Raw genomic sequence first — 15,050 nt, forward strand, 5'->3', positions numbered from 1 at the left:
GAATATCTTGGTTGCCAGGGCGATCAAGGTGGGTGAATTATCTGGCAGTAGTCACTTCATTTCAGACTTTGACACCACTGCCTAAATGCTGTTTCAAAAACGCCAAGGTGCGCTTGCGTGCTAATTCTGCAACTTATTTGTGATCAGCGGAACTAAGTGCTTGATAGATTAAAGGTGCAATGATAGCGATATTTTTCACCAACTCATCGGAGAGAGAAAATCGCTGTTTTAAGTAATTAGGCTCGTTGTAGCTCACCCACACCTTGCTGTCAGTTGCTTCCCATGCCAGTGCTTTCAGGGGTAAATCCAGGGCGATCGTTGGTTCTGCCACCATCAGGGAAGTTCCGGCTTTCGGGTTGCCAAACAGCAACAACTGTGTAGGACACAAGCTTAGTCCGACTTTTTCGGCTTCAGCCTGTTGATCAATGCGGGCAAAAATGGTGATGCCTTTTACTTGAAGGACGGCTTCTAATCGATCAATGGTTACAGGCACTGAATATTGACTGAGCTGGCTAATAATGCCGTTGTTTGCATTCATAGCAGTGAACTTCTTGTAGGATAAAACTGGGTGATATGGTCGTTGGGCTTTTCAAAGATTGAGGTCTGACAATCCGGGATGATCATCAGGACGACGACCTAGTATCCAGTGGTATTTGCGTTCGCTCTGGTGAATTGGCAGGTCGTTGATGCTGGCAATACGCCATCGCATGAATCCGTGTTCGTCAAACTCCCAATTTTCATTGCCATAGGAACGAAACCAATTGCCAGCATCATCATGCCATTCGTAAGCAAACCGGACAGCAATTCGGTTATCTTGAAAAGCCCAAAGCTCTTTGATCAGACGGTATTCCAATTCTTTAAGCCACTTACATGTTAAGAACTGGGTGATCGCCTCACGACCAGATAGAAATTCTGAGCGGTTGCGCCAATTGCTATCCGCTGTGTAAGCGAGTGATACTAGTTCAGGGTTACGTGTGTTCCAAGCATCCTCTGCAATTCGGACTTTTTGGATAGCGGATTCATTATCGAAAGGCGGCAGGGGTAGTCGAGGATTTTCGGGGTTGTTCATAGTATCTAAGCAGTAGAATCGCGATTCTCGTTCTGAGAGGCTTCTCTACGAGACGCTTTGCGAATGCCAACGTCTCAGCATGGTTGGATTAAAATTACAGCAGATTTCAAGTTGGGTGTTGTACACAAACTAAGTCCCAAAGCCAGGTATGAACCCTGTTTTACTTCTGGATTTTGAATTCTGCTGTAAGTGCCGACCGAATTACTTCAAAAACTGTTTGATACGGTTCAATGAATACCATCCGCGATGTGCAGCGTTTCCCAGATGCCCCCGTCACAATTGCGATTTTTCCGTCTAGTTTTTTCATGATGATTTCTTCGGATCGGGCAGCGTGAACTTCACAGTTTCGCTGGTGATTACTTTGTGCATGGGGTCAGCTAGTTCGATCAGCACCTTGTGCACGCCAGGTTCCAGTCCGACCAGGATCACCGTTTCCCCACTGGAATCGACAAAGTGCCACGGCGCGTCATCAACGGTGATGTGGATATGACCGATGCGCGGCGATACTTCGAGGGCACCTTTGCCAAAAACTGGCAACACACGTAAATTCTCCGTCCAGTACTGGATAAAGACGCGTCCCTGTGCTAGTGGTTCGGGAAGCGGTGGATCGACAATCAGCTTGGGTGGTGCTTCGTTCTTGATCGCAATCAACGGTGATGGTCCGATAATGTCCCTAGCGCTCGGTGTGTGGGTGTTCATAGCAGGTAAGTACCTGAGAGTAGTTTATATAACGATCCATTTGAAGGTGAAGCGGCGCAGAGTCATCGCTCCAGAGAAGCCATTAACGTTTCTTTGATGCCAGTTCCCAGACCGCAGTTGCGAATGCTTTCGGATCTTCCTGGGGCAGGTTATGACCGACGTTTGGAATAACCCGATGCTGACGTTCACCGCTAAACTTCGCTGCCGTCGATTTTCCATCGGTTGCTGGCACGACACCATCTGCGTCCCCGTCCAGCGTGATCGTCGGCACCGTAATGGTCGGTTGCGCGGCAAGTCGCTGCTCAAGCTCCTCATACATGGGATAGCCGGCAGCAAGTCCAAGGCGATGGCGGTAGGAATGAATCACGACCTCCACATAATCAGGGTTGTCGAAGGTGCTGGCGTGTTGATCGAGCGTTGCCTCGTCAAAGTGCCAGTTCGGCGAATTGCGAGTCCAGAGAATCCTCGCAATCTCACGTCTGTTAGCCGTCAGTCCGGCGCGTCCGCGCTCGGTCTGGAAATAGTATTGGTACCAGATCCCGGATTCGATCGCGGGTGAAAGTGGCAGCCCTGCCTTGGCAATATCCTGGATCAGGTAGCTATTGACGGACACCAGACCTATGCATCGTTCAGGCCAGAGAGCCGCAACAACGCAAGCGGCTCGTCCACCCCAGTCATAGCCAGCAAGCACAGCACGGTTCAGCTGCAATGCATCCATCAAGGCGATCGCATCGACACCGATCGCGGCTTGCTGCCCGGAGCGTGGTGTGGCGCTGTCGAGAAAACGGGTTGATCCATGTCCCCGCAGGTAGGGAACAATCACCCGACATCCGCGTGCAGCAAGCATTGGTGCAACGTCAATGTAGCTATCGATGGAATACGGGAACCCATGCAGCAGCAACACCAGAGATCCATCGCTTGGTCCTGCTTCGTAGTAACCGATGTCGAGGACACCCGCTTTGATCTGCTTGATGGGAGTAAACCTAAATTCAGATCCTTTGGGCTTGTCGAAGCTTGCGTGTGCAGTACCCATGAGTGCCATTTCTGTGAAAATGCTTGCTGCCGCCGTTCCCAGAAAGCGGCGGCGGTTGTATTTAATTGCTTTGAGCATAGGGTTGACTCTTTGGATTAATTAATCAGGCGATTGCACAAAGCACAGTCGCTTTACCCTTTTCCCCTACGCTAACTCGGTAAGCAGCAAAGCGATGCAAGAGCGTCTTTTCCCTTCCCCAAAAACATTAGACCTCTTGCAAAAATCCTTGAATTACCCCTCCCCAACCCTCCCCGATGTATTGGGGAGGGCGCAAGATTTCAAGTTTCCCCCCTTTATAAGGGGGGGATTAAGGGGGGTCTATTCGACTTATGCAAGAGGTCTATTGATCGCATCCTATTGCAGATGTTTCTTCAATTGGGCAGCAGCTTGAACAAACAGAGAACGGGTTTCTGGCAACTCGGCTAAACCATTCAGTAGTCCGAAGTCATGAATCATACCGTTGTACTGCACAGTTGTCACCTCGACCCCAGCTTCATCGAGCTTGCGTCCATAGGCTGTGCCCTCGTCATGCAAGATATCGCTCTCTGCAACCACAATTAACGCTGGAGGCAAGTCTTTCAGTTGCTCAACCGTCGCCTGTAGGGGAGAAGCATAGATGTCTTTGCGCTTTTCTGGGTCAGCGATGTACATGTCATACATCCACTTCATCGTTGGTACAGTCAGAAAACGCTGATCGCCAAATTGGTGATAAGAATTCGTTTCAAAATCAGCATCTACAATGGGCCACATCAGGATTTGCAGCTTGATGTGTGGTCCTCCTTTTTCTTTCGCCTTCAAAGCAGTGACAGTTGTCATGTTACCGCCGACACTGTTGCCAACGACTGCCAGATTCTTGCCATCCACCCCAATCTCCTCACCATGCTCGGCAACCCATTTGGTCGCAGCATAAATCTCATTGATCGCCTGTGGGTACTGAGCATCTGGCGTGCGAGTGTAGTTGACAAAGACACCTGCAAACCCTGAAAGCACAACCAAATCGCGAACCATGCGCTTGTGTGTTGGGTAATCACCCAGCACCCAACCACCACCATGAATAAAGATGAAAACAGGCAATGTGCCTTTGACCCCTTCAGGTCGTACAATATTCAGGGTAATTGAATAACCATCAGCAGTAATCGTCTTTTCAGACTCTTCAATGCCTGAAAGGTCTAGTGAAACGGAAGCCTGTGCATCCACAAGAACTTGACGTGCTTCGACTGGAGTGAGTTTCTCCAGCGCCACACCCGCTGAATTCAGTACTTTCAAAAATTCCTTTGTTCCTTTGGAAAGACGTGGATCGTCCGCAACTTCCAAAATTTTTGCTGCTTGCGAGTTTGCTTGAGCAACCATGACATTCTCCTTTAATGAATTGTAAACAATCTGTTGAGATGGCACTGTCAAGTTAATTGATTTAACAATTGTAGAATGACAATTACTTTCTACCGACATCATTTCCCAGCCAAAACTATTTGTTACTGGTGGTTAGCTTGGTGTTCTCTGTGAGTGGTCAGAAAGCGACGAATATGGTCTGCGATCGCCTCCCTATCTTCTTCCAGAGCAAAGTGCCCCGTATCAAACAAATGAAACTCCAGGTTTTTTAAGTCGCGTTTGTAGGCATAAGCTCCCTCGACTAAAAAGCCCTGGTCATTTTTGCCCCATACAATTAGCGTCGGTGGTTGATATTGGCGCAAATAAGCTTGCCATTGCGGATATAACCGCACATTGGACTGATAGTCGTATATTAATGCCAATTGAATATCCATATTGCCAGGGCGCTCAAGGAGTGCCTGATCCAGAGTCCAGGTATCGGGACTGAGGTTTTCTAGATTCCTGGCTCCAGTGATGTAATGCCATTTCGTGCCTTCGCTTGCCAGAGCCTGTCGCACGCGATCGGCATTTTCGGGTGTCTTATTCTGCCAAAAAGCGCGTATGGGCTTCCAGAAATCACCGAGTCCCTCCTCGTAGGCATTGCCATTTTGCACAATTAGCGTCTCAATCTGCTCTGGATACTGTATTGCCAATCGATAGCCAATCGGAGCGCCATAATCCATTAAATAAAGGCTATAGCGTTTCAATCCGATCGCATCGACAAAGCCTGCCATGACTTCGGCAAGGCGATCAAAGGTATAATCAAACTCATCCACCGTTGGCATGGAACTATAGCCAAAACCAGGATAATCAGGTGCAATCAGATGGAATTGATCCGCCAACGCCGGGATTAGATTGCGGAACATGTGGGACGAGGTTGGAAAGCCGTGCAATAGCAGAATCGTCGGACGATCGCGAGAACCAGCTTCGCGATAAAAGATATCTAAACCATTGATCGATACTGTGCAATAAGTGGTCATGCGTTTACTCTTTTGAATTCAAATCGTTCAACAGAATCAGAAATAGTTGATCTTGTTTATTCAAAGGTTCATACCTGAGCATGAGCCATGCTGGGATAATCGATCATTTCCACCGGTCAGGCGAGAACGGATTGCAGTCGTGATGTGAGAAATTGATCGATATAATTTGCGATCGCATCTCCATCCTCTTCCAGGGCAAAATGTCCGGTATCAAGTAGATGGAACTCAACGTCTTTCAAGTCATGCTGGTAGGGATAAGCACCGTCAGCAGGAAAGATGTAGTCGTTCTTGCCCCAAACAATCAGGGTAGGGGGTTGATACTGGCGAAAATACTCCTGCCATTGGGGATAGAGCGGTGGATTCGTGCCATAGCTATAAAATAGCGCCAGTTGAATCTCTTCGTTTCCGGGACGATCAAGGAAATGTTGATCAATAGTCCAGGTGTCGGGGCTGATCGCTTCTAGATTGCGAACACCGTTGGTATATTGCCACTTCGTTGCTTCTAGGGTGAAAAGATATTTGAGCTTTTCAGCATTATCAGGCGATCGCTCTTGCCAGTATGCCTTAATTGGTTCCCAAAATTCGCGCAGACCTTCCTCGTAAGCATTGCCATTTTGAACAATTAGAGATTGCACGCGCTCTGGATATTTAGCAGCAATCCGATAGCCAATCGGTGCACCATAATCCATCACATAAAGGCTGTACTTTTTGAGATCGATCGCAGCAATGAATTTCTCCACAATCTCAGCCAAGCGATCAAACGTGTAGTCAAATTCATTTACTGTAGGCATTGAACTGTTGCCGTAACCCGGATAGTCAGGCGCAACAAGATGGAATTTATCAGCAAGTGCTGGTATGAGATTACGGAACATGTGAGACGACGTTGGGAAGCCGTGCAATAGCAGAATCGTTGGATTATCACGGGAACCCGCTTCGCGGTAGAAGATGTCTAAACCATCGATAGAAACGGTGCGATATGTAGTCATGGGATTACTCCTTGTTCAGAATGAAGTTGTACGTTATGACACCAGATCAAATTGTCATTCAATAAAACCGGGCATTGAGCGATATTTCTAAATTGAAAATCAATGATTACTCGTTCAGCCGAATCAGAAACAGGTGAAGACCATTGCAGCAGTAAAATTGCCACCTTTACGAACAATGGATCGGGCGATCGCAACCGCTGCATAGGAGCAGGATGACGAGGCTGCACCCAAACCACAGGCTCTTGCGATCGATCCAGTCGCATCATCGGGCATGAGCCGTACCATTTCAGACTTTGATACCACAGCCTGAATGATTGCGGATAGGGTGAATCCCAGAATTAATGCCCACAAAATCTCCCAAAACATGTTGAACGCCATCCAGAGAGCATGAGCGATCGCGCTGATCGGCTCTGTAAACAGATTAATAGTGTCCATAGTTTTTCGGTCAATGATGGTGGAATGCGATTGTTTATTCGGGTTAATCTATCTCACATCTGAACGGCGGATCTGCTCCTGGAAATAGTCTCGCCAACTTGCAGGTAACGCTTCTAGTTGCGCGGCACGGTGCAGTAACTCTGGGTTGTTTTGCTCACGCATATAAAGCTGAGTGATGTCAGCAATAGTAATATTGTTGCTATCTCGACTCATTAACTCTAAAGTGTCTCCGACTCCAACTTCGCCCTTTTGCAAAACCCGAAAGTAAAATCCGGTGCGACGACTGGCAAGAAATCGTTTCACCATATCCGATCGCCCAAAGCGAATCCCTAGTTTGTAGCAGGGTAAGCGCGGTTGAGTCACCATTAGTTCCACACTGCCGATTTTGAAGCGATCGCCAATGTTCAATTCTTCTTCTCTCAAGCCAAGGACTGTAAAATTTTCGCCAAAGATACCGAGTGTTAACTCTGTGTCAGGCAATTCACTTTGCCAATACTCATAATGTTCAAAAGGATAGACATAAATTGCTTTGTCAACTCCGCCATGAACGGTGAGATCTGCTTGCCTATCGCCATCTAAATTGAGTTCACGCACCATCACTCTCGCATTAACTGGCTCTTTGAAAATTCCAGTGCGGACGGCTTTTCCTTTCCAGGTCACTTCACGCGGCAGTCCGACATTAACAGAGATAAGCTTCATCTTTAACTCCTTTTGGACTTCAAATCTGTGCCATACCGCCATCGACAAACAACTCAATGCCGTTCACAAAGCTGCTGTCGGCTGAAGCGAGAAAGACAACGACTTTGGCAATCTCATCAGGTTTTCCGACTCGTCCCAGTGGGATGGCGCTGGCTTGGCTGTCCACAAATTCTTGCAACTGCTGGTCATTCAGTCCCAAATGATCGTAACCAGGAGTCGGAACCACACTAGGGCTAATGGCATTCACTCGGATCTTGCGTTCTCTGAGGTCGAGTATCCAATTCCGAGCAAATGATCTCACGGCGGCTTTGGTAGCGCTGTAAACACTGAAAGCTGGTGTACCTTTTATAGAAGTAGTCGAAGCATTCAGGATAATAGAAGCGCCCTCTGGCAACAGTGGCAGTGCCTTTTGTACGGTAAACAGCAAACCTTTGACGTTTATGTTGAATGTTTTGTCAAAGTGTTCCTCTGTGATTGCTCCAAGTGGGGCAATTTGTCCACCGCCAGCATTAGCAAAGATGATATCAAGGTGTCCTTGCTCTTGCTTAATGATGGCAAACAGACGATCGAGGTCTGCCAGATTAGAAACATCGCTCTGCACAGCCGTAATATTTTTACCAATGGCTTCTACAGCAGCATCCAGTTCGACTTGGCGACGACCCGTGATATAGACATAGGCACCTTCAGCAACAAACTGTTTGGCAGTTGCAAGACCGATACCACTGTTGCCACCCGTGACAAGGGCGATTTTTCCTTCTAGTTTTATCATTATGCGAATCCTCTGATTATTGGGTTTAAAGCAGAATGGCACGCTTGTTAAGCGTAAATCCTTGGTATTCCTGGCTTTGGGGTGTCGGGTATGGGGAATTAAGAAGATGTTAAATTCCTTAACAATTAAGCTAGTCGCGCCAACTTTCGGGTAAGGCTTCAAGTTAAGTAACGCTCAAATCTGTGCCATACCGCCATCGACAAACAGCTGCTAACCCCTATCCTTCGTAGAAATAGTCCGGCTGGATCTTGCCCTTAAGACGTTCATGCATCTCAATCGAGAAGCGGAGCACTGTACCGAGGGGACGATGATGGATAGCAATATGGACAATTAAACCATCTGGGTTCTTGATAAGGATTGTCACACCAGAAAGGGGCTGTCCGCCGAACGCTTTCGCGTCCCACTCCAGATATGTTTGTTGAGCGCTCTCAACTTGACGAGTGAAAGTGAGCGCTTCGTAAACTTTGCTGGCGGTAGCCATAACACTTTTTACGCAATCCTGCCTCTCGATTGGGCGGACAAGCACACTGGCTTCAAGAGTGACGTTGTCGGCAAAAGCGTCCGCGAATGAGCTTTCCAACTTATTAGCGAAGGCTTGAGTCCATTTCTGCATTTGGATGTTGGTCGTGGTGTTGCTAGTCATTTAGAATAAGTAGTCGGACAAAATTAAATTCATTCGTGAAGGCAGGAGTCAGAAAAAAGTTTGTGTAATCAATTCTGTCAGAGTACTTATACCTGAAGTCTTAGGGTAGATCTCCGGGCGCACCCAGAATTTCGTCGCCAATTTCGCTAGAGATGCGATTGAACAATTCCATGTCAGGTGCCTCATTCTGGTTTAGCGTCCCTGTTGCTTCAATTAGTTGAGCAAAGGCGCTGGGCGCAGCAACGACTAACCCGCGAGCTGGTTGATCGCTGAGTGCAGCAACAACATGGGGTGTGCCCATCGGAATGAAGGCACTTTCACCTGCGCCTAGCACAACCTTATTCTTACCAACCCAGACAGTGAACTCTCCTTCTAACACATAGAGTTGTTCTGAATAGCGTGTATGGCAATGGGGTGGAGTCTGTGCACCAGGAGGGAAATAGCCCTCAATCAGGTCATATTTACCGTCAGTTGTGGTGTGATCGGCGACGATGGTAAGGTAGTTATTAAGAAGCCAGAATGATTTTGTCATGGAAGCACTCCTTCTAATGAATGAATTATGTTATGAACGCTCAAGCTTGCAGATCAGATAAAGCAGGCGTTCATGCCGTTTCTAGATAGACAAGTGTGACAAATTTTGAACATTAAGCTTGTTGGGAACACTTTGCGAGGTACGCTCCGCTTTAATTAAATCTGCTGCCTTCTCAGCAATCATGATAGTGGGTGCATTTGTATTGCCTGTAGTGATTGTTGGCATGATTGATGCATCAACAACACGAAGGCCTTGAATTCCATGTACTCGTAGTTGAGGATCGACCACTGCCATTGAGTCAATGCCCATTTTGCAAGTGCCAACCGGATGCCATACAGTGCTGCAAGTGTCCCGAATGTAAGCTTCGAGTGCTGCATCACTTTGAACATGGGAACCTGGAGCAATCTCCTCACCATGAAAATCATCAAAGGCACTGGTCTGAATCAATTGGCGGATTAATTTAACTCCCTCAACCAACTTTTGTACATCAGCTTGACTTTGTAGATAATTCATTTGAATGGTTGGTGGATCTTTAGGGTCAGGCGATAGCAAAGTGACGCTGCCAATATTTTGGAGACGGGTAAGAGAGACTGCACCTGTAAATCCAAAATCAGCGGGAGTATAACCAGGTGACAAGAATTGAATCGGACCGAAGAAGAACTGCAAATCAGGTCTAGCCTCAACATCCCCCTTGCTATGCAAAAATAATCCGGCTTCGATTCCATTACTGGTGATGGCAGGGTGTATATCTTGAGTAACTTCTTGAACAACACAAGTGAGAATGTGATCCTGAAGGTTTTGACCGACACCCGGCAAATCAGCAACGACAGAAATTCCCATTGCTTGCAGGTGTTCGGCAGTACCAATTCCAGAAAGCATTAGCAGTTTGGGCGAATCAAACCCACCCGCACTTAAAATCACTTCCTGGTTGACTCTCACCTGGTGGAGCGTACCTTCATGCAGATATTCCACTCCCACACAGCGAGTGCCCTCAACCAGCAATCTCGTCACTAATGCCCCTGTCATTACAGTTAAATTGGGACGATGGAGAATGGGTAGAAGAAAAGCAGCAGCAGCACTGTGCCGTTTACCATCCTTGACCGTCAACTGATAAAGTCCTACCCCTTCTTGCTGTACACCGTTAAAATCTGGATTGTAGTTGTATCCCATTGACACACAGGCATCTACAAAGCGTTGGGAGACCACAGCAGGGGACATTAAATCGGTAACGCTCAACTCCCCATCAACTCCGTGAAATTCTGACGCGCCTCGTGAGGAGTGCTCCGATTTCTTGAAATAGGGCAAGACCCCCTCGTAATTCCAACCGGGATTTCCTAATTCCTGCCAGCGATCGTAATCTTGAGGATTGCCCCGGACATACATCATGAAATTAATCGAACTGCTGCCCCCCAAAACTTTGCCACGGGAACAAAACATTTTGCGGTAATTCAAGTAGGGTTCCGGCTCAGAAATGTAACCCCAATCCACTTCAGAGCCTATTAGGCTAAAGCATTGCACCGGAATTTGAATTTCTGGTTTTGTAGCTGGGTTGCCCGCTTCGAGGAGTAACACGGTTGTATCACAGTCTTCGGTTAGACGATTGGCAACCACACAACCTGCCGAACCTGCACCGATTACAATGTAGTCATAATTAGTCATAAAGTTCTCTTCCTCTGTTATCTGCAATGGATAAATGGAGTCAAGAATAAACTGATTTAAAGAGTGATTGCTAAAACACTGTTAGTTATTCATTTACAACACCCGATCTGCTGAATTTAACTACGTACCAATGGTGTATCCACCAAATGTTCTGCCAGAAACCAAACTTGCGTCTCATTGGTTCGCACGACTTGGCTCATTAACAAATCGTTAAATTGGGATTACTTTACAGCAGTGCTTGCTGCTTCAATCACTTTGGCAACCTCTTTTGGATGAGAGATAAAAGGAACATGACTGGAGTTAACTTCGGTTGTCTTAGCATGAATCCGTTTAGCCATAAATCGTTGAAGTTCAGGGTTGATGGCGCGATCGCTTTGAGTCACCAGAAACCAAGAAGGAATCGTTTTCCAGGCGATTTCATTCACTGATTGCTCAAACGCTGCGCTGGCGATCGGCTTTTGGGTTGCTGCCATCACTCGCGCCTCAGCCTTCGATACGTCCTGGGCAAAAAATTCGTGAAACTTCCCGCGATCAATATAGAGAAAGTTTGCAGCATCAGGTACGATCGCCTTGCTAATCGGGGCTGCTGCGTACTTTTTATTCAAATCACTCGTCTTTTCACCGACATCTGGTGCAAAAGCATTAACATAAACCAGAGCTTTCACCTGTGGATTGCCAGCCGCCGCACCCGTAATCACATTTCCACCATAGGAATGTCCGACCAAAACAACGGGACCTTTTTGATTGTCAATTACCCGCTTCGTCGTTGCCACATCATCAGCAAGCGAGGTGAGCGGAATCTGCACAGCAGTCACTCTGTAGCCATCCTGCTCCAACAATGGAATAACGTGTTGCCATGATGTACCATCAGCAAAAGCCCCATGAACAAGAACGATCGCAGGTTTAGAGTTGGACGCTTGAGGTAATTCCTTGGAGGTGGCTGATGTTGGATGCATTGATATTCCAACGACAACACTTAATGCAAATAACCACAGCAACAATTTTTGAACTTTTTTCCATGTAAAAACCATCATTGCGATCGCCTCTATATTCTTGCTAAATTGCTGAAATCTCTGGTTCTTGTTGTCCGTATAGAAGTTATGAAATACTCCCCGCTGAAATACTTGTTGGGATAAGCATCAAAAACCTTAATCATTTGCAGCAACAACGGCTGCCATTATCTGCTCAACAGTCCAGCGATCAAGATAGCGAATTCCATTAATAAACAAAGCGGGTGCAGCCTCCAGTCCACTTCGCAGTCCACCTTCGATGTTTGCATTGATCCAATTGACATACGCTCCCTTGGATAAATCCTGCAAAAATTGAGAAATATCAAGTCCTAAACGATTGGCATACTCCACTAGATAGCCATTTCCCAACTCCTGTTGATGGATAAACAGCATCTCATGCATTTGCCAAAACTGCCCTTGAGCCGCTGCTGCTTCTGCGGCTTCCGCTGCCCGTTGAGCATGTGGATGAATCTGTACTTGAGGAAAATGACGGAAGATAAAACCTAAATTGTTTTCTCCAAACGAAACCTGCAATTGCTGTTGAGCAACTTTAATCAATCGATAGACGTTGGCACTTTGAAAACATTCATAATCTCCATACATGACGAATACTACAGCAGCATTCAGTACACCTTGGATATGATCCTGGGTTGAAGGCGGAACGAATAAAGAACGATTATTACGGTCGTAAGTCATCTTTCGGTTTGTATTAAGCAAACTTAAGCCTCACAAACCAACTGCACCAACATCGCTATGGATTCAATATAGACAATTGACCTTCTCTTGTCGTCCACTCTGGGTTGACATTTTTGTACAATCGAGTGATGGATGAACTTGTCCATCTTGCAGTGGAAGGTTGTCTCCAACTTTAGTTGGAGTCTAAAGCCAATCTAAAGGGAAAAGATAAAGGTTCACTCCCCTTCCTTTTTCCCCAAAGCAAACGCACCCTAATTGAAAGTGATGGCGAATAATGCCCTATAGGATGAGTCAGTTCAATTATTTTTTGAATGAATATATAGACTGTTAAGGGAAAAAGCAGATATTGAAATTATCTAAATTCAATAATGGTATTATCGTTAATAAATTCTAAAGACTTGAATACATATATTTACTTAAACGTCAACCTTAATTGTGCCAGATAAAGGTGCGTTTGCCCTGCTTAACAGCCAACTAGCGAAATCGGCTGAGACGCGATCGGCAAGGAATCGGTAGGTATCGTCATACATGGAAGAGATTGTACAACCGAATTATACCGATTTGATTAAAATCAAATCTAATAGCCTGTTTACGATCTTTTTTGGCAAAAAGGCTGAAATGTGCGTAAACTGAGAGGATGAGAGAAAGCTAAGTGAAGCACGCCAAGAAACAACGAGACATTTCATTAATGCTTTTCAAAGCAATCATACGAACTAACTTTTATAGACACGGATGTGCTTGTTGCCGTAGCCGGACTACATGTCATCTCTGCCAACCAATAGGTGGTACAAATGGAAACACTTATAAATAACAACAAAAAGCAATCGGTTTACGATGTCATCATTTCTGGGGCTGGCCCGGTAGGGCTTTTCCTATCCTGTGAACTTGCCTTGACCAAATGTTCAGTCCTGATATTGGAAAAGGCAGACAGTCCGCACTCGCCCTTAAAGCAACTTCCTTTCGGGATACGGGGACTCTCGGCACCAACTATTGAAGCGCTTTACCGTCGCGGGTTGCTAAAAGAACTTGAGATACATAAACGCCTTAAAGACCCTCACAAAACCTCAGCCCTTGGACAAGGGTCACAACCCCGTCGTCAGGGAGGACACTTCGCAGGCATTCCATTTCTTGACAGCAATATTGACCCTTCACAGTGGAAGTATCGCCTCCCAAGCTCGACCGACACCAATTTGTTGTCTGAAATGGAGGAGCTTGAAGCAGTGCTGTCTCGCCGTGCAGAAGCCTTGGGTGTAGAAATCAAGCGTGGGCTTGCCATTACTGACTTTCATCAAACCGAGGATGGAGTAACTGTTCAGTCAGGTGACCAATCTTTCAAGGGTAAATGGCTCGTGGGTTGTGATGGAAGCCGTAGTGTTGTTCGCAAGGCGGGCGGTTTTGAATTCGCCGGTACGGAGCCAGAATTTACCGGCTACTCTGCCCAGGTTGACATCGCCAACCCGGAGAAGCTCAGTCTGGGCCGAAACGTGACACCAACAGGCATGTACTTCCAATCCCAGCCAGGTTACCTAATAATGCAGGATTTTGATGGCGGGGCATTTCATAATGCAGAAAAGCCAATCACGCTTGAACACGTGCAGGAGGTTCTACGCCACATCTCGAACACCGACGTTACTATCAATGCTCTGCATATCGTGACCACGTGGACTGACCGAGCACGGCAGGCCACAACCTACCGCAACGGACGGATTCTTTTAGCTGGCGATGCCGCGCACATTCATTCGCCGTTGGGAGGTCAAGGGCTTAACCTTGGACTGGGCGATGCCATGAACCTGGGCTGGAAGCTCGCCGCAACCATCCAAAAGAAAGCGCCGTCAGGCTTGTTGAACAGTTATCATACTGAACGACACCCAATTGGTGTGATTGTTCTGGATTGGTCACGCGCCCAGGTTGCAATCATGAGACCAGACCCACATGCCCGCGCACTGAATGCAATTGTCCGCGACCTTATGAATACTCGCGATGGTGCCACCTATATTGCAGGAAGGGTGTGGGGCGTTTTCACACACTACAATTTTGGTGGCGACCACCCTCTAGTAGGCCACAGCGTTCCCAACTTTGAATTCAAAGACGGTGCAAGAATTGGCGATCTCATGCACGATGGCCAAGGGATACTGCTTGATTTTGATATGAATGGATCACTTGAGACTTTGGCGAGTGAGTACAGCGACCGAATGAAGTATGTTTCGGGCTGGGCGAAAGAACAATTAGGCTTAAGCGCTGTACTGATACGCCCTGATGGGATTATCGCCTGGGCCTCTGAGAGCGAACCTAATGGGGAATCAATCAGACAAGCTGTTGCTCTCTGGTTTGCTCGATAGCCTTAAGTTCCAATATCATCAAATCCACCTAAAGTTGTATTATCCCTCTTCTGTCACTTTCCGGGTATTCTGAATAAAAGAATGAACAGAAAAAACCCTGAAAGGTAAGTAGGGCAATGGATGTAGAGTTACA

General features: G+C 46.8%; 17 protein-coding genes. 1 reads left to right on the forward strand and 16 read right to left on the reverse strand.

The genetic code is table 11. From position 1 onward, the window contains the following. Window positions 1–133 precede the first annotated feature (133 nt). The 16 genes from V7K48_RS02695 to V7K48_RS02770 form a co-directional block, all read right to left on the reverse strand. On the reverse strand, window positions 134–538 hold the full coding sequence (locus V7K48_RS02695) for a DUF302 domain-containing protein (protein WP_335069361.1): 405 nt from the start codon (window positions 536–538) through the stop codon (window positions 134–136). A 51-nt stretch (window positions 539–589) separates the two neighbouring features. Next, window positions 590–1,069 carry a nuclear transport factor 2 family protein gene (locus V7K48_RS02700; RefSeq protein ID WP_335069363.1) on the reverse strand — a complete coding sequence of 160 codons (480 nt, stop codon included), beginning with the start codon at window positions 1,067–1,069 and terminating at the stop codon, window positions 590–592. 160 nt (window positions 1,070–1,229) lie between these two features. Continuing rightward, entirely contained in the window at window positions 1,230–1,376 is a 147-nt protein-coding gene (locus tag V7K48_RS02705) for a hypothetical protein (protein WP_335069365.1), read from the reverse strand. Further along, window positions 1,373–1,768, reverse strand: a complete 396-nt coding sequence (locus V7K48_RS02710; RefSeq protein ID WP_335069367.1) for a DUF6130 family protein — start codon at window positions 1,766–1,768, stop codon at window positions 1,373–1,375. The genes V7K48_RS02705 and V7K48_RS02710 overlap by 4 nt, the downstream gene beginning before the upstream one ends. 82 nt (window positions 1,769–1,850) lie before the next feature. Continuing rightward, entirely contained in the window at window positions 1,851–2,879 is a 1,029-nt protein-coding gene (locus tag V7K48_RS02715) for an alpha/beta fold hydrolase (protein WP_335069369.1), read from the reverse strand. Between the two features lie 276 nt (window positions 2,880–3,155). Further along, window positions 3,156–4,253, reverse strand: a complete 1,098-nt coding sequence (locus V7K48_RS02720; protein WP_335069371.1) for an alpha/beta hydrolase — start codon at window positions 4,251–4,253, stop codon at window positions 3,156–3,158. A 20-nt stretch (window positions 4,254–4,273) separates the two neighbouring features. Beyond that, window positions 4,274–5,149: an alpha/beta fold hydrolase gene (locus V7K48_RS02725; protein WP_335069373.1), complete on the reverse strand. Its 876-nt coding sequence runs from the start codon at window positions 5,147–5,149 to the stop codon at window positions 4,274–4,276. Between the two features lie 116 nt (window positions 5,150–5,265). Then, entirely contained in the window at window positions 5,266–6,135 is an 870-nt protein-coding gene (locus tag V7K48_RS02730) for an alpha/beta fold hydrolase (RefSeq protein ID WP_335069375.1), read from the reverse strand. 123 nt (window positions 6,136–6,258) lie between these two features. After that, window positions 6,259–6,570 (reverse strand): permease, encoded by a 312-nt coding sequence (locus V7K48_RS02735; RefSeq protein ID WP_335069377.1) that lies wholly within the window; start codon window positions 6,568–6,570, stop codon window positions 6,259–6,261. Between the two features lie 48 nt (window positions 6,571–6,618). Then, entirely contained in the window at window positions 6,619–7,269 is a 651-nt protein-coding gene (locus tag V7K48_RS02740; RefSeq protein ID WP_335069379.1) for an MOSC domain-containing protein, read from the reverse strand. Between the two features lie 19 nt (window positions 7,270–7,288). Beyond that, window positions 7,289–8,038: an SDR family oxidoreductase gene (locus V7K48_RS02745; RefSeq protein WP_335069381.1), complete on the reverse strand. Its 750-nt coding sequence runs from the start codon at window positions 8,036–8,038 to the stop codon at window positions 7,289–7,291. A gap of 217 nt (window positions 8,039–8,255) precedes the next feature. Continuing rightward, entirely contained in the window at window positions 8,256–8,681 is a 426-nt protein-coding gene (locus V7K48_RS02750) for a hypothetical protein (RefSeq protein ID WP_335069383.1), read from the reverse strand. 100 nt (window positions 8,682–8,781) lie between these two features. After that, window positions 8,782–9,213, reverse strand: a complete 432-nt coding sequence (locus V7K48_RS02755) for a cupin domain-containing protein (RefSeq protein WP_335069385.1) — start codon at window positions 9,211–9,213, stop codon at window positions 8,782–8,784. A gap of 81 nt (window positions 9,214–9,294) precedes the next feature. Then, window positions 9,295–10,872, reverse strand: a complete 1,578-nt coding sequence (locus tag V7K48_RS02760) for a GMC family oxidoreductase (protein WP_335069387.1) — start codon at window positions 10,870–10,872, stop codon at window positions 9,295–9,297. Between the two features lie 221 nt (window positions 10,873–11,093). Beyond that, window positions 11,094–11,906, reverse strand: a complete 813-nt coding sequence (locus V7K48_RS02765) for an alpha/beta fold hydrolase (protein WP_335069389.1) — start codon at window positions 11,904–11,906, stop codon at window positions 11,094–11,096. 114 nt (window positions 11,907–12,020) lie between these two features. Continuing rightward, window positions 12,021–12,578 (reverse strand): DsbA family protein, encoded by a 558-nt coding sequence (locus V7K48_RS02770; protein ID WP_335069391.1) that lies wholly within the window; start codon window positions 12,576–12,578, stop codon window positions 12,021–12,023. Between the two features lie 791 nt (window positions 12,579–13,369). On the opposite strand from V7K48_RS02770, the gene V7K48_RS02775 reads away from it, so the two are divergent. Next, the gene (locus V7K48_RS02775) at window positions 13,370–14,917 is read left to right on the forward strand and encodes an FAD-dependent monooxygenase (RefSeq protein WP_335069393.1); all 1,548 of its coding nucleotides are present in this window, start codon (window positions 13,370–13,372) and stop codon (window positions 14,915–14,917) included. Window positions 14,918–15,050: the final 133 nt, after the last annotated feature.

This window comes from Nostoc sp., assembly GCF_036919615.1.
Classification (GTDB): domain Bacteria; phylum Cyanobacteriota; class Cyanobacteriia; order Cyanobacteriales; family Nostocaceae; genus Nostoc.